Here is a 22,256-nt window from a genome sequence, read left to right on the forward strand (position 1 = left end):
GAGTCAAAGAGGGTAACAATCCCGTAGACGAAATTGCGAACCACAACGAGAATGCTCCAGAGTACCACCGGACACGAGAAACCCGGTGGGAACGCGGGGGGACCACCCCCCAAGGCTAAATACGACCCAGTGACCGATAGCGAATAGTACCGTGAGGGAAAGGTGAAAAGAACCCCGGGAGGGGAGTGAAATAGAACCTGAAACCCTTTGCTTACAAGCTGTGGGAGCATTTTTAACGAATGTGACCGCGTACTTTTTGTAGAACGGGCCAACGAGTTGCGATTGGTAGCAAGGTTAAGCTCTTCAGGAGCGGAGCCGTAGCGAAAGCGAGTCTTAATAGGGCGAATAGTTACCGGTTGCAGACCCGAAACCGTGCGATCTACCCATGGCCAGGTTGAAGCGAGAGTAAAATCTCGTGGAGGACCGAACCAGGTGACGTTGAAAAGTCATTGGATGAGCTGTGGGTAGGGGAGAAATTCCAATCGAGCACGGAAATAGCTGGTTCTCGCCGAAATAGCTTTAGGGCTAGCCTTGGAACAAACCTCGATAGGAGGTAGAGCACTGAATGGTCGCGGGACCTTCACCGGTTACCAACACCTATCAAACTCCGAATGCCTATCGAGAAATCCAGGAGTCAGACTGCGAGTGATAAGATCCGTAGTCGAGAGGGAAACAGCCCAGACCAACAACTAAGGTCCCCAAGTGTATGTTAAGTGGAAAAGGATGTGAGATTGCATAGACAACCAGGATGTTGGCTTAGAAGCAGCCATACATTTAAAGAGTGCGTAATAGCTCACTGGTCCAGGGATCTTGCGCCGAAAATAACCGGGGCTAAAACATACCACCGAAGTTTTGGATGTACTAAGGTACATGGTAGGCGAGCAATGCGTGCGGAGCGAAGTTGGATTGTGAAATCTGGTGGACCGCACACAAGAGAGAATGTTGGCATGAGTAACGAGAGGCAGGTGAGAAACCTGCCCGTCGAAAACCCAAGGTTTCCTGAGGAAGGCTCGTCCGCTCAGGGTAAGTCGGGACCTAAGCCGAGGCCGAAAGGCGTAGGCGATGGATAACAGGTGGAGATTCCTGTACCACCGAGATTCGATTGAGAGAAGTGGGGACACAGGAGGATAGACCGAGCGCGCCGTTGGTTGAGCGCGTCCAAGCAGGTAGGGAGAACCGGTAGGCAAATCCGCTGGTTCAATCCTGAGAAGTGATGGGGAGCGAAATATAAGTAGCGAAGCGGTTGAATCCACACTGTCAAGAAAAGCCACTATCGAGAATCAAGGTGCCCGTACCGCAAACCGACACAGGTGGGTGAGGAGAGAATCCTAAGACGAACGGGAGAACTATTGTTAAGGAACTCGGCAAAATGACCCCGTAACTTCGGGAGAAGGGGTGCCGGGAGAGGTGAATAAAAAACTTTAGGAGCCTCCCCCGGCCGCAGTGAATAGGCCCAAGCGACTGTTTAGCAAAAACACAGGTCTCTGCAAAGTCGAAAGACGAAGTATAGGGGCTGACGCCTGCCCGGTGCTGGAAGGTTAAGGGGAAGAGTTAGGGTAACCGAAGCTCGGAGCCGAAGCCCCAGTAAACGGCGGCCGTAACTATAACGGTCCTAAGGTAGCGAAATTCCTTGTCGGGTAAGTTCCGACCCGCACGAAAGGCGTAACGATTTGGGCACTGTCTCAACAATAGACCCGGTGAAATTGTAATACCAGTGAAGATGCTGGTTACCTGCGACAGGACGGAAAGACCCCGTGGAGCTTTACTGCAGCCTGACATTGGATTTTGGTACGGAACGTACAGAATAGGTGGGAGACTAAGAACCCGGAACGCCAGTTTCGGAGGAGTCGCCTTTGGGATACCACTCTTTTCGTACTGGAATTCTAACCACGAACCGTAACCCGGTTCTGGGACACTGTCAGGCGGGCAGTTTGACTGGGGCGGTCGCCTCCTAAAGAGTAACGGAGGCGCTCAAAGGTTCCCTCAGCACGGTCGGAAATCGTGCGTAGAGTGTAAAGGCACAAGGGAGCTTGAATGCGAGACCTACAAGTCGAGCAAGGACGAAAGTCGGACTTAGTGATCCGGTGGTACCGCGTGGAAGGGCCATCGCTCAACGGATAAAAGCTACCCCGGGGATAACAGGCTTATCTCCCCCAAGAGTCCACATCGACGGGGAGGTTTGGCACCTCGATGTCGGCTCATCACATCCTGGGGCTGAAGTAGGTCCCAAGGGTTGGGCTGTTCGCCCATTAAAGTGGTACGCGAGCTGGGTTCAGAACGTCGTGAGACAGTTCGGTCCCTATCCGTCGCAGGCGTTGGAAATTTGAGAGGATCTGTCCTTAGTACGAGAGGACCGGGATGGACATACCGCTGGTGAACCAGTTGTTCTGCCAAGAGCATCGCTGGGTAGCTACGTATGGCAGGGATAAGTGCTGAAGGCATCTAAGCACGAAGCCCGCCTCAAGATGAGATTTCCCACTCCGTAAGGAGGTAAGACCCCAGAAAGACGATCTGGTTGATAGGCCGGAGGTAGAAGTGCAGCAATGCATGCAGCTGACCGGTACTAATGGTACGAGGACTTGACCTAACCTGTGCAGAACGTTTCATGTAGTTTTGAGGGAACAATAGAAGGCGTGGCCATAGCGAAGGGGAAACACCTGTTTCCATCTCGAACACAGCCGTTAAGCCCTTCAGCGCTGATGGTACCTGGAAGGAGACTTCCTGGGAGAGTAGGTCGCTGCGTCTTCTTACCCTGATCCAGAGTAGCTCAATGGTAGAGCATTCGGCTGTTAACCGACAGGTTGGAGGTTCGAGTCCTCTCTCTGGAGCCAAGGCCCCTTGGTCAAGCGGTTAAGACACCGCCCTTTCACGGCGGTATCAGGGGTTCGAGTCCCCTAGGGGTCACCAAACACAAGTCAGACATCAGTAATCAGTGTAGCAGGGGTTATTAAATCCGGCGAACTGGTACACAGGTTACTGACATCTGGCAGAGGGCGCATAGCTCAGCTGGGAGAGCACCTGCCTTACAAGCAGGGGGTCACAGGTTCGAGCCCTGTTGCGCCCACCATTTAGGCCCGGTAGTTCAGTTGGTTAGAATGCCAGCCTGTCACGCTGGAGGTCGAGGGTTCGAGTCCCTTCCGGGTCGCCATTTAATAACTTAACATGCTGTTGTAGCTCAATTGGCATAAGTAGAGAACCCAAATTTTAATTTGGTGTGAATCACTTAGTTAGATAGAGCAAAGCAACAACAAAGTACTATGGTATTTGAATGATAACTTAACATGCTGGTGTAGCTCAATTGGCAGAGCAGCTGATTTGTAATCAGCAGGTTGCGGGTTCGAGTCCCATCACCAGCTCCATTTAGTGGAGGGGTTCCCGAGTGGCCAAAGGGGGCAGACTGTAACTCTGTTGTCTCAGACTTCGAAGGTTCGAATCCTTCTCCCTCCACCATTTTAATGCATATTTTTAAGGAAGATCAATACATATAATAATGCGAGTAATAAAGATGATTTAAACACATAACCAGCAATAGAGCAACAAGATAAACTAATGACTATGCGGGTGTGGCGGAATTGGCATAAGCAGAGAACCAGAATCTAAGATTCTGAGTGAATCGCTTAGTTAAAACCATTTAATACCGATACCAGCAATAGAGCAACAAGATAAACTAATGACTATGCGGGTGTGGCGGAATTGGCATAAGCAGAGAACCAGAATCTAAGATTCTGAGTGAATCGCTTAGTTAAAACCATTTAATACCGATACCAGCAATAGAGCAACAAGGAAAACTAATGACTATGCGGGTGTGGCGGAATTGGCAGACGCACTAGACTTAGGATCTAGCGGGCGACCGTGGGGGTTCAAGTCCCTCCACCCGCACCATTTTTTTTTAGTTTTATAGACACTTTGTTTAGGAAAGGTGTCCGAGCGGCTTAAGGATCTGGTCTCGAAAACCAGCGCTCTCTTGTGAGAGCCGTGGGTTCAAATCCCACCCTTTCCGCCATATGAAATGATATGCCCAGATAGCTCAGTCGGTAGAGCAGAGGACTGAAAATCCTCGTGTCCGTGGTTCGATTCCGCGTCTGGGCACCAACAAGGTCGGCTTTTTGCAGAGGTTGCGAAGGGTCGATTTTTTATGTTATTCTATTTTTTTATAAGTACCCATAAATTTTCTCGCACTACTTAATTGATGGCGGCGTTGTTTTTTTAACATTCCTTTATGCTTAAAATAACGATATCGGTCTCCGCTTGTGACAATAAGCGAAAAAATAATGACGATAATGGCCAAAGTGACTCCAATCATATCGACAAATACATCTACTGCGCTAGCGACACGATCTGGAACGAAAGACTGACGGTATTCATCGAGCACAGCAAGCGCAAATCCAGCAATGAAAGATAAAAAGAGGCATATACTTGCTCGTGAAATATATTGATAAAGCAAGAAAAAAATCGCAATGGTTAAAAAGAAAAATACAATGACATGAGCAAGTTTACGGAGGAAAAACTCAATTAAAATAGGATTCTGTCTCATGTAAGCAAGTAAATCCTGTATAACGGTGTCGATATAAGCTAACTCACCAAAGTTTAAGGGTATTTGACGGGCAATCCAAAGAGATAAGCCTTCCACGAAATAATCAAAACCAGAAAAAATAGATGTAATGTACCTAAGGATTGGAAGAACCCTTAAGCCTGGGATTGAAGAGGCCACATAGATAAATCCAATAATGCCTAATACTGATATCCAAGCAGTTTTCCGCATAGAAAATCACCTTCTTTCAATTATTTAAGAATTCTGTGTTTTCAGCACTTAAATTAAGTTTAGTATATCATATATCACATTAAACAGAAAAAACTCCGCTGCACAAGGCGGAGTTTTTTCTGTTATTTTTAAAGGGAGTCATAAGCAGCTATTTACTTCTTATTTCTTTTTTCTTTCATAATCGCACGAATTGTTAGCGGCAAAGCGAAGAGGTTGATAAAGCCTTCAGCATCTTTCTGGTTATAAACCTCATCTTCTCCGAAGGTTGCAAATTCTTCGCTATACATAGAGTAGGGTGAGGAGGATCCTGCATTAGTGCAACTACCTTTATATAATTTTAATCGAACTTTACCAGTGACAGATTTTTGTGTAACATCAACAAATGAGTCCATTGCTTCTCTTAAAGGAGTAAACCATAGCCCATCGTAAACGAGTTGAGCATATTGTTCGGCTAAAGTTCGTTTGAAACTTTGCGTCATTCGGTCTAGTGTTAGTTTTTCAAGTATTTTATGTGCTTCATACATGAGCGTTCCACCAGGTGTTTCATAAATACCCCTAGATTTCATTCCGACCAATCGATTTTCTATGATATCAATAACTCCGATACCGTTTTTACCACCTAATGCGTTTAATTTTTTGAGTAATTCAACCGGAGGAAGTTTTTCTCCATCAACACTGATGGGAATCCCATTTTCAAATTCAAGGATAACATAGGTTGGCTGATCTGGAGCCTGCTCTGGAGGGGTGGTCATCTTATAAATCTCCTGTTCATGCTCATTCCATGGTTCTTCCAAATTTCCACCTTCATGGCTAAGATGCCATATATTTTGATCGCGGCTATAAATGTCTTTTTTGGTTACGGGTATTGGGATACCATGCTGTTCTGCAAAATCAATACAATCTTCACGTGATTTCATTTCCCATTCACGCCAAGGGGCGATAATCTTTAAGTGGGGATTCAATGCTTTCACTGTGGTTTCAAAACGAACCTGATCATTTCCTTTGCCAGTACAACCATGAGCAATTGCAACAGCGCCTTCTTTTTCTGCAATTTCCACCAAGATTTTACCCATAAGCGGTCGAGCAAAGGAAGTACCTAACAAGTACTCGCCTTCATACATAGCGCCAGCTTTCAAGGTTGGATACACATAATCTGTTAAAAATTCTTCCGCTACATCGACAACATATGATTTTATAGCGCCTGTAGCTAAGGCTTTTTTATCAACAGATTTTAAATCTTCCTCCTGGCCTACATCTATGCATACGGTGATAACATCGTAATTGTAATGTGTTTGCAACCATTTTAGAATGACGGAAGTATCTAAACCGCCAGAATACGCCAAAACTGCTTTTTCTTTAGCCATAAAAACCCTCCTAAAGGTTATAGATTATTTTAGTATGAATTAATTATAAAACAAATTGAATAAATATGCAACACTATTTTTAAAAATACTTCCTACTAGGGACTTAATCTTTCTGTAGCTTGAAAGAAATCCATAGGAATATTGACGACGGAATGATATAATGATAGAAACGTAAAATCGTTATACACAATCAGGGGTGTGAATATGCAAGAAATCATAAGTATTTTAAAAAACATTGGGATATGGGATATGGTAGACATGGCCATAGTGGCTTTTGTCTTCTATAAATTATATATGCTTATTCGAGAGACCCGTGCTCAGCAGCTTATTAAAGGGATTTTAGTTTTGCTAATGGCTACACAAGTGAGTGAATGGTTGCAACTACATGTCATAAATTGGATTCTTAGAAATACAATGACCGTTGGTTTGATTGCCTTATTAATTGTTTTTCAACCTGAGCTTAGAAGGGCACTTGAATACATTGGTCGAACAAAATTTCTGACAAAATCTATTGCTGATATCGAGCACGAAGAGATTAACAGACTTGTTGAAGAAGTGGGAGAAGCCACTGGTTCTTTGTCGCGCCAGAAAATTGGAGCTCTCATTGTGATTGAAAAAGATACTGGGTTAAATGAAGTGATAGAAACCGGTACACAAATTCATGGTGCAGTATCGCGTGCTTTGCTAATTAATATTTTTATACCAAACGCACCCTTACACGATGGAGCTGTGGTTATACGTAAAAATAAAATAATGGCAGCAGGGTGTTTTTTGCCGTTGACAGAAAACCCTACCATTAATAAAGAATTAGGAACTCGGCATCGTGCTGGCCTCGGTATAACAGAAAAATCAGATGCTATCGTTGTTATTGTTTCAGAAGAAACAGGGGCTATTTCTGTTGCAGAAAACGGAAAACTGACTCGTTTTCTAGATGTGGATACATTAAAAAAATACATTGACAACAGTTTTGAAGTAAGCGAAAAACAACAGTGGAAATTTTGGAAATACAAGTGGAGGCGTAAGGATGAGTAAATTTTTGAGCAAAAACTTGGCAGCTAAATCTATTTCAATTATTTTTGCACTTTTATTATGGATTTATGTTATGAGTGTTATAAATCCAAGAATCACTCGTGAAGAATTAAATGTGCCAGTTCGATTGGTTAATGAAAATATCATTCGACAGTCAGGTTTGGTTATTTCTGGAGAGCCGAATCAAACCATTCGTGTTCGTCTTACTGGAAACAGAGATCAGGTCCATCGAATAAGCCGAAATGACATTGATGCAACCATCGATTTAAGAGGATATGAAGAAGGTACTAATTCTATTCCAATTGAAGTAAATATACCGGGCGGTGTAGAAGTTGATTTTAGTCCTCGGTATGCCACTGTAGACTTGGAAAGAATTGTTGAAAAACAAATTGATGTTGAACTAAGGGTTGAAGGAAGTCCATCATCAGGATATGTTTTAGGAAATACTAGATTGCAACCAAGTGCTGTATGGGTTGAAGGGCCAGAAAGTTATGTCAACTCCATTGAAACCATTGTAGCTCGACTTGAGTTAAGCGATGAAGTGGAAAATATTTCTAGAAGTTTACCGCCAAGAGCATTGAATAGTAGAGGTGAAGAAGTAGAAAAGGTACAGATAAAGACAAGCTATGTGGATGTACATGCAACCATAGATCAACTAAAAACAGTACCAGTAGATCTGGATCTTAATATTGAAGGAGCAGAAGGATATCGCGTTGTAAGTATTGATACACATCCTAAATCTGTGACGGTGCAGGGACAGGCCGCGGTGTTAGCTGACATAGGTCGCCTCAAAACACATGTATTAGAGATAAAAAACCTAGAGGAGAGTTTGGAAACCAAAGTATCCATTATTTTTCCTGATCAGGTAAGCCCGTTTGATGAAAGGGAAATAGCGGTAGATATAAAAGTAGAAGCTATGGAAATGCATACGGTTGAAGTTAATAGAGAAAATATACGATTTGAGAATTTAAATCCTGATCTAAAAGTAGAAGAAGAATTATTACCAGACTCATTTCAAGTGAATTTAAAAGCCTTAGATAGTACCCTTCAGAATTTGGATAAGCGTACTATTATGATCTTTGTTGATTTAGAAGATTTGGAAGAAGGAAGTCATGATGTGACGCCTAGAGTATGGCTTCCGATGAATGTGGAAACGGTTTCTGAGGAGGTTTTCTTGGAACCAGAAACCTTTGAAATCAAGTTGATGAGTCGAGAAGAAGAGTAGAGGAAGGATCCCATAGATGCTGAGCAAAGAGATGGAAATAATTTTGGATTCCACTAATGAAGGTATGATGGCGGTAGATAAAGCAGGTATTGTGACCTTGTATAATCGTGCAGCAGAAAATATAACAGGCTGCAAGAAAGAAGAAATCATTGGTAAGTCCATAGCAGATTTTTTTCCGGAAACTAAAATTTATGAAGTGATGGAGACTGGACAACCAGCGTTGAATCAATCATCCCGCTTAGGGGATATAAATATTACCATTAGTCGAATCCCTGTGCACGAAAAGAATGGAACATTGGCTGGTGCAGTAGCAGTTTTTAAAGATATCAGTGATTTAAAGAGCTTAAGTGATCAAATTGATCAACTTAAAGAAATGAAAAGTTTATTGGAAGGAATTCTACATTCTACTCAAGATGCCATATCCGTGTGTGATGAAAAAGGGATACATGTGTTAATCAATCCTGCGTATACAAGGCTGACGGGTCTTTCGGAAGAGGCTATTATAGGGAAGCCTGTAACGGTTGATATTGCAGAGGGGCAAAGTGTGCATCTACAGGCACTGAAAAACCGAAAACCAGTTAATAATACACGGTTAAAGGTCGGAAAACATAATAAGGAGATTATTGCGAATGCGGCTCCTATTATTGTAGATGGAGAATTGAGGGGCAGTGTTGGGATTCTGCAGGATCTAACAGAAATGAAAAAGCTTAGTCGTGAGCTAATGCTGGCTAGGCAGATTATTCGTAAATTAGAAGCAAAATATACCTTTGATGATATTATCGCTCAAGATGTTCAAATGATTGAATGTATTGAAAAAGCCAAGCAAGCTGCTGAGACGCCAGCGAGTATCCTATTACGTGGAGAAAGTGGAACTGGAAAGGAACTGTTCGCACATTCTATTCACAATTTATCAGATAGACGATATAAGCAGTTTGTTCGCGTTAATTGTGCAGCCATTAGCGAATCTTTATTAGAGAGTGAATTATTCGGATATGAAGAAGGTGCATTTACTGGTGCTCGAAAAGGTGGCAAAACGGGTTTGTTTCAGGAAGCTCATAATGGAACCATTTTTTTAGATGAAATTGCTGAAATTCCCAACACTACTCAAGTGAAACTTTTACGAGTCTTGCAAGAAGGTGAAATTATGCCTGTGGGATCAGCGCGAACCTCTCACGTAGACGTTCGCATTATTTCTGCAACCAATGTTAACTTAGAAAAAGCTGTGGAAAAAGGAGAGTTTCGTGAAGATCTTTATTATCGATTAAATGTCATTCCGATACAGATTCCACCCTTAAGATACAGAAAAAAAGATATTCATCCCTTGGTGATTAGTCTTATTAATAAATATAACCAAGAATATGGACGTAATGCTCTCGATGTATCTTCAGAAGTGTTGGTGCATTTACAAAACTATCATTGGCCGGGAAATGTGCGGGAACTTCAGAATTATATAGGCCGTGCGATGGTAAATATGAAGCTCCAAGAGACAATGCTAGAAGAAAAACATTTGCCAAAGTTTTTTGATAGCGAAGCCTCAGCACATTCTTATGAAACAAAAAAGCTCCAACGGGAAAATTGTAAGTCTGTTACCCTTGAGGAAGGGATGAAAGAAGCAGAAAAAAAATTAATTGAAGATACCTTGAAAAAATGCGAAGGACATAGAACGAAAACTGCCGAAGCACTTAGTATTTCTCTTCGAAGCTTGTATTATAAGATGAAGAAGCTTAATATAGATTAACGAAAACCCAAGAGAGACCGCGCAAGAAATTGCGCGGTCTTTTGCAACATATTGCACGCAACATATTGCACTATTTATTAAGGGGATTAAGAGATGCGTATAGCGACTCAGCAAGAAAAGCTAATAGCAAGGGATGTGCTAAAAGTTCATTTTGGAAAATAGATGGCACAGATATTGCATTATAGTAAATAGGCAGGTGAAGTCGATAGAATTTTTGGGAGGTGAATTAGATCCTTGAATAAACCCTATGTATTAGTGATTAACCCAGGATCAACATCAACAAAAGTTGCATTGTTTGACAAGGAATTATTGATTCATGAAAAAAAATTGGAACACTGCACAGAGGATTTGAAACAATTTCATAAGCTTGCGGATCAATTTGGCTATCGGAAACAACTGATTGAAATGTGGATGAAAGAATGCGACATTCAAGTAAGCGATTTGCAGGCTGTCGTGGGCCGAGGTGGTTTGCTTAGGCCATTACCTGGTGGCACTTATCGCGTGACAGAAGCCATGATTGAAGATCTAAAAATAGGCTATCAAGGAGAGCATGCATCAAACTTAGGTGGAATTATTGCAAAAGCCATTGCAGACGAAGCAAAAGCAGAGGCTTTTATTGTTGATCCCGTAGCTGTAGATGAGTTTGAAGAAGTGGCACGCATATCTGGCATGCCAGAACTGGAGAGAAAATCACTTGGTCATGCGTTAAATATCAAAGCGGTGGCGCGAAGAGCTGCTAAAGAGATGGGTAAATCTTTTTATGAGATTAATTTGGTAGTAGCTCATCTGGGTGGCGGTATTACAGTAGCACCTATCCTGAAGGGCAAAGCAATAGACTATAATAATGCAAATGAAATGGGCCCCTTCTCACCGGAAAGAGCTGGAGGCGTACCATCAGGAGACTTAGTCCGAATGTGTTACTCAGGGAAGTATGATAAAAAAGAAATAATGAATAAACTACGGGGAAATGGTGGTCTGACAGCGTATCTTGGAACCAATGATGTAAGAGAAGTGGAAAAACAGATGGAAGCAGGGTGTAAAGAAGCAAAGCTAGTATACAATGCCATGGCATATCAAATTGCAAAAGAAATTGGTGCAATGGCAACAGTGTTGAAAGGAAAGATGGAAGCGATCCTTATTACTGGCGGCATGGCTTATTCAGCAAAGCTGATGGAAATGATTAAAGGCTATGTTGACTTTATGGCACCAGTTATGGTGTATCCAGGAGAAGACGAAATGTTGGCCCTTAATGAAGGGGCATTAAGAGTGTTGAGAAATGAAGAAAAGCCAAAACTGTATGAAAAAGAGGTGGGGATTGAATGATTAAATCAATGACGGACTTAATGGAATTCGCAAAAGAAAGAGGTCCCAAAACAGTTGCTGTTGCATGTGCTCAAGATCTTGATGTGCTGAAAGCTGTTACGAGAGCCAAAGAAACAAAAGTGGCTGATGCTACATTGGTAGGAGATAAAAAAGTGATAGAATCCATTGCCAGTGAGAATGATCTAGACCTCAGCAATTTTGAGATTATTAATGAAATAGATCCAATGGAGGCTTCATTAAAAGCAGTAGAGTTAGTTTCTAGTGGGAAAGCACATATGGTAATGAAAGGTTTGGTAGATACATCTATCTTCCTAAAAGCCGTTCTTAATGCTGAAATAGGGCTACGTACTGGCAATGTGTTAAGTCATGTAGCTGTATTTGATATTAAAGGGTTTGATCGATTATTCCTAGTTACAGATGCGGCTATGAATATAGATCCAGATCTAGAAACAAAAAAACAGATTATTGAAAATGCAGTGACCGTGGCAAAGGCTTTAGATATCACCAAGCCCAAAGTCGCTTCAATTTGTGCTAAAGAAAAAGCGAACCCTAAAATGCCAGACACCATGGATGCGGCTGCATTAACAGAAATGAATGAAAAAGGTGAAATTACCGATTGTGTAGTGGGGGGACCTTTTGCATTGGATAATGCGGTTTCAGAAAATGCGGCAAGAATAAAAGGAATTAACCATCCGGTTGCTGGAAAAGCAGACATTTTATTGGCTCCGGATATTGAAGGTGGAAATATTCTTTACAAAACCCTAGGATTTATGATGTTTGCTAGTAATGCGGCGGTGATTGTTGGTGCAAAAGCTCCCATTGTGTTAACTTCGAGAGCTGATAGTGATGAATCAAAGCTAAACTCCATTGCTTTGGGAGTCTTATGTGCAGCTAAATTGTTTTAATAGAAAATAGGTAGTGATTTAAAATAAAGAAGGTGGTGGAATAATGCCAGAGATATACCGAATTTTAGCGATTAATCCTGGGTCTACTTCAACAAAAATTGCTATATACGATAACGAAAAACCAGTATTTGAAGAGGTTCTTCGTCATCCTTTAGAAGAAATCTCTAAATTTGATAATATTTTTGACCAATATGAGTTTCGAAAAGAAGCGATTTTAGAAACACTGGATAGTAAAGATATTAACATTCAAAAACTAGCCGCAGTTGTGGGACGTGGAGGTCTTTTGCATCCCATTCCAGGAGGAACGTATGAAGTCAATGAGGCTATGTTAAAAGATTTAAGAAAAGGCATTTTGGGACAACATGCATCGAACCTTGGTGGAGTCTTGGCCTATGAAATTGCGGGGCAACTTAATATCCCTTCCTATATTGTAGATCCAGTAGTGGTGGATGAAATGGATGAAATACCACGAATATCAGGTATGCCAGAAATACCACGAAAAAGTATTTTTCATGCCCTTAATCAAAAAGCCGTGGGTCGTCGAGCTGCTAAAGATATGGACAAAGCATATTCACAGACAAATTTGATAGTAGCCCACTTAGGCGGTGGAATCTCAGTGGGAGCTCATTGCGGAGGCAAAGTCATTGATGTGAACAATGCCCTAGATGGAGAAGGACCTTTTTCTCCAGAACGAAGTGGTGGGCTGCCTGCAGGTGAGCTGGTAAAACTATGTTTCTCTGGACAATACAATCAAGATGAAGTTTACAAAAAAATACTTGGTCAAGGTGGATTGTTGGCCTATTTGGGAACAAATGATGGTAGAGAAGTGGTTCGACGTATTAGAGAGGGAGATACAAAAGCCGAGTTGATCTATCGAGGAATGGCCTATCAGGTGGCCAAGGAAATTGGAGCTTGTGGGGCTGTGCTTAAAGGTAAAATAGACGCCATTATTTTAACAGGTGGATTAGCATATGATGATGTATTGACAGGTTGGATTCGAGAACGTGTTGAATTTTTAGGAGATGTAAAAATTTATCCTGGCGAAGATGAAATGATCGCATTGGCAGAAGGTGCATTGAGAATCCTGCGGAAAGAAGAACCTTCACAAAAATATGCACCAGGCAAGGATTCACAATGAGTGCAAAAACGAAGCTAAACGACCATCGAATTAGGATTATTGTGGGAAACTACGGGACAGGAAAAACAGAGTTTTCAGTTAACTACGCCTTGAAATTGGCTTCAGATAATCAAAAAGTAGCCTTGGTAGATTTGGATGTAGTAAATCTTTATTTCCGAAGTCGTGAACAACAGGAATTATTGGAAAAAGCAGGGGTACGATTGATATCTAGTTCTATTGAAGGAACGGGTGCAGACCTCCCGGCTATACCAGCAGAGGTGGTGACGCCTCTGCAAGACGAATCCTATCAAGTAATTCTTGATGTTGGCGGTGATGCCATGGGAGCCAGGGTACTTGGTATGTACCATCAGTATTTTAAAGCAAATACCTTTGATATGTTTTTTGTGGTGAATGCCAATAGGCCTGAAACAACTACTAAAGAGAATGTGATAAAGCATATCGACGCGATTGCCCATGTATCTAAAACATATCCAACGGCCATAATAAACAACACTCATTTGCTGAGAGAAACATCCTTGGAAGATGTGAAAAGAGGCCAGCTGCTATGTAGAGAAGTTTCTTTGGAAACTGGACTACCAATCCGTTATGTGAGTGCTTTGGATTCGCTGATTAGTCAATTGCCGAAGGATTATGAAGGAGACGCTTTTTCCATTCATCTGTCCATGCGAGAAGCTTGGATGTGATGAGTGAAAATAGAAAAATTTGGGAGGTAAAATGATGGCAAAAGTAAAAGGACGAGTTGAGTTTGATGCAGAAAGATGCAAAGGGTGTGGACTCTGTATCACTTCCTGTCCAGTGAAAATTGTTGAGCTGGATCAAGATTCAATTAACAGCAAAGGCTATCACTCTGCTGGTGTGAAGGATATGGATAAATGCATCGCATGTACCAATTGTGCGACAATATGTCCAGATTTGGTGATAACCGTATACAAGCAAGATGCTTAGCATTGGTTCAAGCTTAAAGCCTATTTCCAAGATTGAATGCTTGTACAGAGAAGAAATAAGACAACAGTTCATTGAGGAGGATAAATAAATGAGTAAAGTGCTGATGAAAGGAAATGAAGCCATTGCAGAAGCGTCTATACAAGCTGGATGCAAAGCTTTTTTTGGATATCCTATCACGCCGCAAAATGAAATTCCAGAATATATGTCAAGAGAAATGTCAAAAAGAGGTGGCGTTTTTGTTCAAGCAGAATCTGAAGTAGCTGCTATTAACATGGTTTATGGAGCAGCAGGGTCTGGAGTAAGAACGATGACATCGTCCTCATCTCCTGGAATCGCATTGAAGCAAGAGGGGATTACCTATATTGCTGGGGCTGAAATTCCATGTGTAATTGTGGACGTAAGCCGTGGTGGCCCTGGATTAGGAAGTATTCAACCATCACAAGGGGATTATTTTATTGCCACCAGAGGTGGAGGGAATGGAGATTATCGCCATATCGCATTAGCGCCCGCAAGTATTCAAGAAGCAGTAGATTTGGTCATGGAAGCTTTTGATATTGCGGACCAATACCGAAATCCTGTATTCGTTTTGGCGGATGGAATGATTGGTCAAATGATGGAACCAGTTGAATTTAAAGAACCTAAGAAAAGAGAGCTACCGCTAAAAGACTGGGCAAGTACTGGAACTAAAAACCAGCGAAAACCCAATATTATCAACTCCTTAGCCTTGGATCCAGCTATATTGGAAGAGCATAACTTGAAGTTAGATAAAAAATATCAAGCAATGATTCAGCATGAGGTGCGGGTAGAGGAGTTCAATATGGATAATCCGGACATTGTGTTGACGGCCTATGGCATTACTTCAAGAGTAGCAAAGAATGCGATTGAATTATTAGCGAAAGATGGTATAAAAGCAGGATTAATTCGCCCTATTACCCTTTGGCCATTTCCAGAAAAAGCATTTCAAGAAATACCTGACAGCGCAAAAGCAGTTCTATCTGTTGAAATGAGCATGGGACAAATGATTGATGATGTAAAAATCGCATTAGCTGGCAAACTGCCAACCTATTTATATGGACGCTCAGGTGGTATGTGCCCAGAGCCTCAAGCTGTAGCGGATAAAGCTAAAGAAATTCTTGGAGGTGTTAAGTAATGGAAACCAAGGTATTTGGAAAAACACAGGGCCTTACGGAAAAGCAATTCCATTACTGTCCTGGATGTACTCATGGAACCATACATCGTTTAGTAGCAGAAGTGTTAGAGGAAATGGATTTATTAGGCGATACCGTAGGCGTAGCCCCCGTTGGGTGTTCAGTACTTGCTTACGATTATTTCAACTGCGATATGCATGAAGCTGCTCATGGAAGAGCACCAGCTGTAGCAACGGGAATTAAACGTGTGCTACCAGAAAATACTGTGTTCACTTATCAAGGGGATGGAGACTTAGCAGCCATTGGGACTGCAGAAATCATTCATGTTGCCCATCGGGCTGAGAAGTTAACAACAATTTTTGTCAACAATGCTATTTACGGCATGACCGGTGGTCAAATGGCGCCAACAACTCTTATCGACCAGAAATCAACGACATCTCCCTACGGAAGAAGTGCTGCAGATGCTGGGCTGCCCTTAAAAATGTGTGAATTGATGGCGACTATAGACGGAGCCGTTTTTGTTGAAAGAGTTTCAGTCCACGATGTGCCACATATTCGCAAAGCAAAAAAAGCCATTCGTAAAGCTTTTGAAGTTCAACAAAAAGGACTTGGATTTGCCATGGTAGAAGTGTTATCGACTTGCCCAACAAACTGGGGCATTACACCAGTTGACTCTTTGGCGTGGCTTAAAGATAATATGCTCCCCTACTATCCCCTAGGAAACTTCCGAACACCAGAGGAGGGAAAATAAGATGGGTACAGAAAAAATAATTATGGCTGGTTTTGGTGGACAAGGCGTTATGTCTATGGGGCAATTAATGACCTATGCTGGCATGATTCACGATAAACAGGTATCCTGGTTGCCGGCGTATGGACCTGAAATGCGCGGTGGAACTGCAAATTGTTCTGTTATTGTATCGGATAATTTAGTGGGATCCCCTATTATCATTGAAGATGCTACTTGTGCCATTGTGATGAACCTTCCATCTATGACGAAATTTGAAAAAAGTCTAGTGGCAGGAGGTAAATTGATTATTAATTCTTCGCTGGTACAGGAAGATCCTAAAAGAACAGACATAGAAGTATATAGAGTTCCTGCCAATGCAATTGCAGCAGAGGTAGGAAATCCCAAAGTTGCCAATATGGTTATGTTGGGAGCTTACTTGGAGTTAACGGGAGTTGTGCCTTTTGAAGCAGTGTACGAGACATTGAGAAAAGTATATGGAGCAGGAAAGGAACACTTTATTCCCATGAACGAAGAAGCCCTTCAAAAAGGAGCGACAGCAGTAAGGAAAAAAACAGCATAAAGCGAAAATCTGAAAAAACCTGTCAAAGCATATCTGGCAGGTTTTTTCTTTTCCTCTGTTTGCCCGAGATCTGAGAATTATGGTACAATGAAGACACTAGTGAATTAGGAGAAGAGGAGGAACAAGAATGGAAGAAAAAATAAGTGTTTATGTTGTGGATACAACGGGAAATAAGGAACAGCAGGCCAGTCTTCCGACGGATATCCCAGTGAATCGTATTTTGGTTAAACTGGCTGAAAAAATGGAGTTACCAACCACAGGTCCTGACGGAAATCCTATCAGCTATAAATTTATTCATAAAGCATCTGGAAAACAATTAACAGATGAACAAACACTGTCAGAGGCAGAAATACAGGAAGACGATGTTTTGAGACTACAGCCAGAAATAACCGCAGGCATATAAAATGAATATTCTTGAAGAAGAGCTGCTGGAAGATCGATACGCTAGATTGCGGTTAATTCCATGGTGGGATCAGGCGAAGTTGAATAATGCCACAATCATGGTTGTGGGTGCTGGAGCGATAGGGAATGAAATTTTAAAAAATCTAGCTTTGTTGGGCATAGGAAAAATTCTAATTGTGGATATGGATTGCATTGAAAACTCTAATTTGTCAAGGGCAGTTCTATACCGAGAAGCCGATGAGAACAAACAAAAATCTACTGTTGCGGCTGCTCGTGTAATGGAAATCAATCCTAGGATAAAAGCCATAGCACTCCAAGGAAGTGTCATAAGCCAGGTAGGGAAAGGTTTTTTTCGGCATGTTGATTTGGTTTTGGGAGGACTTGATAACCGAGAAGCTAGATTGTCTATTAATCAGAAATGTTGGAAAACCAATACACCTTGGATCGATGGTGCAATCGAAGTTTTTCAAGGATTTGCTCGCGTTTTCGTGCCGCCAGAAAGTGCGTGTTATGAATGTACGATGAATCAAGCGGATTATCAATTGCTGAACTACAGAAAATCCTGTTCACTACTAACACGCAAGGATATGTTGGAAGGGAAAGTGCCTACTACTCCGACTACAGCATCGGTTATTGCAGGCGTTCAGGTTCAGGAAGCGATTAAGCTTCTTCATCCAGAGGCAGATCTGCAACCCCTTATAGGAAAAGGCTTTGTTTTTAACGGTTTGTCCCATGATAGCTATACAGTGACCTACCCCAGAAAAGAAGAATGTTTTAGCCATGAACAATGGGAGCCTATTGTGGAAACCGACCTTAAGACAGCGGAGACCACATTAAAACAGCTGTTGGAATTGATTCAAGACAAGTTGAAAACCAAAGAAGCAGTGTTGGAAACGGATATGGAAATAGCCATAAGCACCTTTTGTTTATGTGGCGAATCAGAAGAGATCTTTCGACCATTGACGGATGTCAGCCTAGAAGAAGCCATTTGTCCAAGGTGTGGAGAAGAGCGGGAAATTCAGATGACCCATCAATTTACAGGGGAAGAACCTTATGCTTCGATGACCTTAAAAGAAATAGGGTTTCCACCAGGAGAAATATTTCAGGGTCGTTACGGTTATCAAGTGATATACCTGGAAATGACAGGCGATGTGAAACAGATATTAAAGGGACTATGATCAGAGAGGAAGATGGTTATGAACCCACGATTAAGGCGATTGGAGTCAGACTATAAGAGTTTGACGCTAGAATTTTCTCGGCATCCATCCATAGAGATAGAACCTATTTCTGGGAACCCACCTGAAAAATACCTAGTAACCTACAAGGTGAAAGGATATAAAATGGATGAAAAACTTGGGAAACCAACCTTAACAAATCGTCATCAGGTAGAAGTGTATCTTCATGCCGCATATCCTCGGGAAAAGCCAAAATGCCAAATGAAAACATCTATTTTTCATCCTAACTTTCGATATCAGGTTTGTATCGGAGATTTTTGGGGAGCTGGTGAACGTTTAACAGATATTATCATTCAAATTGGTGATATGATTCAGTATAAAAACTATAACCCCAAGAGCCCATTGAATATTGAAGCTTCTAGGTGGGCAAAGGCTAATCAACATCGATTTCCTGCAGATAATGTAGATTTATGGCAGCCAGAACCAGAAATAAATGTTGGGAAACCAGAGAAAGTCAGCTTTGATATTGTCTTAAGGCCTTCCAAGAGAAAGCCCAGGCTTCATAAATCGGATGTTGAGATAGAACTATTCTAGTATAGGGGATGATAGTACCGCTGGGGAAAGGAGATGGCCTGTGGATTTTGATATTGAATTGGGTGAATCCAAAATACTGCAGCCGCCAATAGGGACACTGGAAATTTGGATGCATAAAGAAGTCCAACAACAGATTGATCGATACGCAGCAACGGATCACAAAAAAGAACTTGGTGGCATCATAATCGGAAGCGTTGATGAGACAAAACTTAGCACATCATTATTTATAACAGGAATGATTATGGCACAAAATACAACTTCGGATCGGACATCCATTACCTTTACCCATGACACTTGGAAACAGCTTCATAAGGATAAAGAAAATCTCTATCCAGATGGAAAAATTGTCGGTTGGTTTCATACACATCCAGGATTTGGAGTTTTTCTTTCCAACTACGATTTATTTATTCACCAAAATTTTTTCAATTTACCATGGCAAGTAGCCTATGTGGTAGATCCTGTACATAAAAAGCGGGGATTTTATCGATGGGAAGGAGAAAAAATAGTACCTTCAGCGTATAAAATGCTGAATAATACAGTTGGATTGACCTCTGCCCCATCAGAACCTATGGAGCCTACACAACTCCAGAAATCCCCAGAATCCTCAGAAAAGGTAGAAACCCATACTCAAAAAATATGGATAGTATCTTTGTTTTTAAGTGTTATCCTTTTAATTACGACAAATGTTCATCGCCTGGATAGGGATTATCAGGAAACCTTAACCAAAGAATTTGTTGATGGAGATCAACACCAAGTGCTATTTAATGTTATTGAATCCCAAAATAAAGAAATAGAAGCTCTCCAAGAGTCGAAAAAAAAGCTTGAAGAAACAATAACAGTTTATACAGAAAACAGACTATTTTTTTATACGGTGGAATCTGGTGATACGCTCTGGACGATCAGTCAACAGTTCTATAAAAATCCTTTTGAATATCAATATTTGATGAGACTAAATAATTTAGAGGATCCAGATAGTTTGGAAATTGGGCAGAGGTTGCTTTTATATCACCCAACAGGAGAGTGATCCAGGTTGAAGCATAAAGAACAGGTGGTATGTCCATACTGCCAAGTATCGATTCGAATTGGTGAAGAGAGCATAGAGTGTTCTGATTGTAAGATGCCGCACCATCGAGAATGTTGGATTGAAAGTGGAAGCTGCACTACCTATGGTTGCAAAGGGCGGATGAAGCCAAAGCCTTTGTCGAGAGGTCATCGGAGACAAAACCTACCTCCCATTGAGATCTCATTTGATGAAGTGCAAGAGAATAGAATTAAATTTTTTTTCGTTCAATATTCATGGATACTGATACTAATCCTAGTAGTGTTGCTTGGCTTTGGATATTACTGGTATCAAAGACACTTATGATCAATAGAAGTTGGCCCTCTCTCCTTTTATCCCTAGGGACCAATGGAAGGGGGTTTTTTGATGTCTAAGAACCTGACAAAAAATGGAAACTTAGGCTTATTTTTAGTATAATAGTCCTAAGAAGGATGGTGACATAAATGATCGTAGAAATGATTTTTGACTTAATCAGCAGACTTGGGCTGATTATCATTTTAGCAGTCATTATATCGAAAATAGAAATATTTAAGCGTCTTATTATAAAACGCAATGCAAGAGTCATGGATAAACTTATCCTTGCAGTCGTATTTGGTCTTATAGGAATCCTAGGAACCTACTACAGTGTTCCAGTGCAAGGAGCCCTGGCAAATACTCGAGTGGTAGGGGTTATGGTTGGAGCACTTTTGGGTGGACCACTAGTTGGATTTGGAGCCGCTGTCATCGCTGGAGGTCATCGTTATTTAATTGATATCGGTGGTTTTACAGCCGTTGCATGTGGGATTTCTACTGTAGTGGAAGGTCTTATGGGTGGCTATTTTTATTTTTACCTTCGCAATAAAGAACATAAATGGAAATATGCCTTGTTTTTTGGAATGCTGGCAGAGACAGCCCAAATGATTGTGATCCTTTTGGTGGCAAGGCCTTTTGCAGATGCCCTTGCCTTAGTTCAAGTGATACTAGTTCCTATGGTGTTTGTAAATTCTGTAGGGATTGCACTGTTTGTAGGGATTCTAGAAAACATATACAAAGAACAGGAAAGAATAGCCGCTGGACAAGCGGAAAAGGTCTTGAAAATTGCCAATCTTACGCTCCCTTATTTTAGAAAAGGATTAACAGAAGAAGTTGCAGGGAAAGTCATTGAAATTATTTATCGTGAAATTGACATTGCGGCTGTTTCTATTACGAATGACAAGAAAATCCTTGCTCATCGTGGAGTAGGTGGTGATCACCATCGTGCTGGTGAGCTCATAGGAACCGGTGCTACCCTAGGAGTGATAAAAACTGGAAATCATCAAATTCTTAGTTCTAAAGAAGCGATTAATTGTCGCTGTCAAGGATGCCCTCTAAAGGCTGCCGTAGTAGTTCCATTAAAGGAGCAAGATAAAACCGTTGGCAGTTTAAAACTTTACCGGGAAGCCGAACATTCTATTACGCATTTAGACGAAGAATTGGCCCTTGGTCTGGCTCAGTTGTTTTCCACCCAAATAGAAGTGAGTCGCGTGGAAGCCCAGGAAAAATTACTGGTGGATGCAGAACTTCGTGCTCTCCAGGCACAGATTACCCCCCATTTTTTATTTAACGCCATCAATACAATTCAATCCTTTATGCTCTTTGATGGAAAAAAAGCGAAAGTGTTATTAAACTCCCTTTCAGTCTTATTTCGAAAAAATCTTTCTACCCAAGGTCCTTTAGTGGATTTTGAACAGGAGATTTCCTATATAAAGTCTTATTTAGAGATTGAGGAAGCACGTTTTGGAGATCGACTAAGAGTTGAATATGATATTAAAGAAAGCAAAACCATTAAGGTGCCCCCTCTGATTTTGCAACCTTTAGTAGAAAATGCAGTGATACATGGTATTCTCCCTCAAAAAGAAGGAGGGGTAGTTAAAATATCTTCTTCAATTTATGGAAAGGATTATCTGGTTTCCATCGAAGATAATGGCACTGGAATAGAAGAAAATAGGATTCCTATGTTATTGGATTATGGGAGTGTTGAGGATAAAAGAAAAACTGTGGGACTTATTAATATCCATAAAAGGCTAAGGACTCTATATGGTGAAAGCTATGGAATGAATATTAAAAGTCTGAAAGGACAAGGAACAAAGGTGGAGGTTCGATTTCCAATAGGGGCATAGGAG

Annotated in this window: 19 protein-coding genes, 9 tRNA genes and 2 rRNA genes (1 of these 30 only partly in view); 28 read left to right on the plus strand and 2 right to left on the minus strand. The window is 41.4% G+C overall.

The window, feature by feature from the left end:
• The 11 genes from ACZ47N_RS11200 to ACZ47N_RS11250 form a co-directional block, all read left to right on the plus strand.
• A 23S ribosomal RNA gene (locus ACZ47N_RS11200) occupies positions 1 to 2,587 on the plus strand; it begins 353 nt to the left of the window's first position.
• 42 nt (positions 2,588 to 2,629) lie between these two features.
• Positions 2,630 to 2,746, plus strand: a 5S ribosomal RNA gene (rrf, locus tag ACZ47N_RS11205).
• A 10-nt stretch (positions 2,747 to 2,756) separates the two neighbouring features.
• Positions 2,757 to 2,831, plus strand: a tRNA-Asn gene (locus ACZ47N_RS11210).
• A gap of 1 nt (position 2,832) precedes the next feature.
• Positions 2,833 to 2,907: transfer RNA gene (locus tag ACZ47N_RS11215), tRNA-Glu, on the plus strand.
• 84 nt (positions 2,908 to 2,991) lie between these two features.
• Positions 2,992 to 3,067, plus strand: a tRNA-Val gene (locus ACZ47N_RS11220).
• A 4-nt stretch (positions 3,068 to 3,071) separates the two neighbouring features.
• Positions 3,072 to 3,148, plus strand: a tRNA-Asp gene (locus tag ACZ47N_RS11225).
• Between the two features lie 135 nt (positions 3,149 to 3,283).
• Positions 3,284 to 3,359 (plus strand) — tRNA-Thr (locus ACZ47N_RS11230).
• A gap of 6 nt (positions 3,360 to 3,365) precedes the next feature.
• Positions 3,366 to 3,450, plus strand: a tRNA-Tyr gene (locus ACZ47N_RS11235).
• 349 nt (positions 3,451 to 3,799) lie between these two features.
• Positions 3,800 to 3,882: transfer RNA gene (locus tag ACZ47N_RS11240), tRNA-Leu, on the plus strand.
• A gap of 31 nt (positions 3,883 to 3,913) precedes the next feature.
• Positions 3,914 to 4,003, plus strand: a tRNA-Ser gene (locus ACZ47N_RS11245).
• Between the two features lie 13 nt (positions 4,004 to 4,016).
• Positions 4,017 to 4,092 (plus strand) — tRNA-Phe (locus ACZ47N_RS11250).
• 46 nt (positions 4,093 to 4,138) lie between these two features.
• On the opposite strand, the gene ACZ47N_RS11255 is transcribed toward ACZ47N_RS11250, so the two are convergent.
• Together ACZ47N_RS11255 and ACZ47N_RS11260 are read right to left on the minus strand one after the other, a co-directional pair.
• A complete protein-coding gene (locus ACZ47N_RS11255) occupies positions 4,139 to 4,762 on the minus strand; it encodes a VanZ family protein (protein WP_464886643.1) in 624 nt (207 codons plus the stop codon).
• Positions 4,763 to 4,914: 152 nt separating this feature from the next.
• Positions 4,915 to 6,126 carry an argininosuccinate synthase gene (locus ACZ47N_RS11260; RefSeq protein ID WP_464886644.1) on the minus strand — a complete coding sequence of 404 codons (1,212 nt, stop codon included), beginning with the start codon at positions 6,124 to 6,126 and terminating at the stop codon, positions 4,915 to 4,917.
• Between the two features lie 204 nt (positions 6,127 to 6,330).
• On the opposite strand from ACZ47N_RS11260, the gene cdaA reads away from it, so the two are divergent.
• The 17 genes from cdaA to ACZ47N_RS11345 all read left to right on the plus strand — a co-directional run bounded on the left by cdaA (position 6,331) and on the right by ACZ47N_RS11345 (position 22,253).
• The gene (gene cdaA, locus ACZ47N_RS11265; RefSeq protein ID WP_464886645.1) at positions 6,331 to 7,158 is read left to right on the plus strand and encodes a diadenylate cyclase CdaA; all 828 of its coding nucleotides are present in this window, start codon (positions 6,331 to 6,333) and stop codon (positions 7,156 to 7,158) included.
• Complete coding sequence (locus ACZ47N_RS11270; protein ID WP_464886646.1) at positions 7,151 to 8,380, plus strand: CdaR family protein; 1,230 nt, start codon at positions 7,151 to 7,153, stop codon at positions 8,378 to 8,380. Before cdaA ends, ACZ47N_RS11270 begins: the two co-directional genes overlap by 8 nt.
• A 16-nt stretch (positions 8,381 to 8,396) precedes the next feature.
• The gene (locus ACZ47N_RS11275; RefSeq protein WP_464886647.1) at positions 8,397 to 10,118 is read left to right on the plus strand and encodes a sigma 54-interacting transcriptional regulator; all 1,722 of its coding nucleotides are present in this window, start codon (positions 8,397 to 8,399) and stop codon (positions 10,116 to 10,118) included.
• 234 nt (positions 10,119 to 10,352) lie between these two features.
• The gene (gene buk / locus ACZ47N_RS11280) at positions 10,353 to 11,441 is read left to right on the plus strand and encodes a butyrate kinase (protein WP_464886648.1); all 1,089 of its coding nucleotides are present in this window, start codon (positions 10,353 to 10,355) and stop codon (positions 11,439 to 11,441) included.
• Positions 11,438 to 12,346 (plus strand): phosphate butyryltransferase, encoded by a 909-nt coding sequence (locus tag ACZ47N_RS11285; RefSeq protein ID WP_464886649.1) that lies wholly within the window; start codon positions 11,438 to 11,440, stop codon positions 12,344 to 12,346. The genes buk (ACZ47N_RS11280) and ACZ47N_RS11285 overlap by 4 nt, the downstream gene beginning before the upstream one ends.
• Before the next feature lie 43 nt (positions 12,347 to 12,389).
• Positions 12,390 to 13,484, plus strand: a complete 1,095-nt coding sequence (buk, locus tag ACZ47N_RS11290; protein WP_464886650.1) for a butyrate kinase — start codon at positions 12,390 to 12,392, stop codon at positions 13,482 to 13,484.
• The gene (locus ACZ47N_RS11295) at positions 13,481 to 14,167 is read left to right on the plus strand and encodes an ATP-binding protein (protein WP_464886651.1); all 687 of its coding nucleotides are present in this window, start codon (positions 13,481 to 13,483) and stop codon (positions 14,165 to 14,167) included. The genes buk (ACZ47N_RS11290) and ACZ47N_RS11295 overlap by 4 nt, the downstream gene beginning before the upstream one ends.
• A gap of 34 nt (positions 14,168 to 14,201) precedes the next feature.
• Positions 14,202 to 14,429 carry a 4Fe-4S dicluster domain-containing protein gene (locus tag ACZ47N_RS11300; RefSeq protein WP_464886652.1) on the plus strand — a complete coding sequence of 76 codons (228 nt, stop codon included), beginning with the start codon at positions 14,202 to 14,204 and terminating at the stop codon, positions 14,427 to 14,429.
• 88 nt (positions 14,430 to 14,517) lie between these two features.
• Positions 14,518 to 15,579 (plus strand): 3-methyl-2-oxobutanoate dehydrogenase subunit VorB, encoded by a 1,062-nt coding sequence (locus tag ACZ47N_RS11305; RefSeq protein WP_464886653.1) that lies wholly within the window; start codon positions 14,518 to 14,520, stop codon positions 15,577 to 15,579.
• On the plus strand, positions 15,579 to 16,328 hold the full coding sequence (locus tag ACZ47N_RS11310; protein WP_464886654.1) for a thiamine pyrophosphate-dependent enzyme: 750 nt from the start codon (positions 15,579 to 15,581) through the stop codon (positions 16,326 to 16,328). The genes ACZ47N_RS11305 and ACZ47N_RS11310 overlap by 1 nt, the downstream gene beginning before the upstream one ends.
• A 1-nt stretch (position 16,329) precedes the next feature.
• Positions 16,330 to 16,884, plus strand: a complete 555-nt coding sequence (locus ACZ47N_RS11315) for a 2-oxoacid:acceptor oxidoreductase family protein (RefSeq protein WP_464886655.1) — start codon at positions 16,330 to 16,332, stop codon at positions 16,882 to 16,884.
• A 127-nt stretch (positions 16,885 to 17,011) separates the two neighbouring features.
• Positions 17,012 to 17,287: an EsaB/YukD family protein gene (locus ACZ47N_RS11320; protein WP_464886656.1), complete on the plus strand. Its 276-nt coding sequence runs from the start codon at positions 17,012 to 17,014 to the stop codon at positions 17,285 to 17,287.
• A gap of 1 nt (position 17,288) precedes the next feature.
• Positions 17,289 to 18,464: a HesA/MoeB/ThiF family protein gene (locus ACZ47N_RS11325; RefSeq protein ID WP_464886657.1), complete on the plus strand. Its 1,176-nt coding sequence runs from the start codon at positions 17,289 to 17,291 to the stop codon at positions 18,462 to 18,464.
• 18 nt (positions 18,465 to 18,482) lie between these two features.
• Entirely contained in the window at positions 18,483 to 19,055 is a 573-nt protein-coding gene (locus tag ACZ47N_RS11330; RefSeq protein ID WP_464886658.1) for a ubiquitin-conjugating enzyme E2, read from the plus strand.
• 40 nt (positions 19,056 to 19,095) lie between these two features.
• Entirely contained in the window at positions 19,096 to 20,079 is a 984-nt protein-coding gene (locus ACZ47N_RS11335; protein ID WP_464886659.1) for a LysM peptidoglycan-binding domain-containing protein, read from the plus strand.
• A gap of 6 nt (positions 20,080 to 20,085) precedes the next feature.
• The gene (locus ACZ47N_RS11340) at positions 20,086 to 20,421 is read left to right on the plus strand and encodes an RING finger protein (RefSeq protein WP_464886660.1); all 336 of its coding nucleotides are present in this window, start codon (positions 20,086 to 20,088) and stop codon (positions 20,419 to 20,421) included.
• Between the two features lie 137 nt (positions 20,422 to 20,558).
• Positions 20,559 to 22,253: a LytS/YhcK type 5TM receptor domain-containing protein gene (locus tag ACZ47N_RS11345; protein ID WP_464886661.1), complete on the plus strand. Its 1,695-nt coding sequence runs from the start codon at positions 20,559 to 20,561 to the stop codon at positions 22,251 to 22,253.
• Positions 22,254 to 22,256: the final 3 nt, after the last annotated feature.

The sequence above is a fragment of the Tindallia texcoconensis genome, assembly GCF_055383815.1.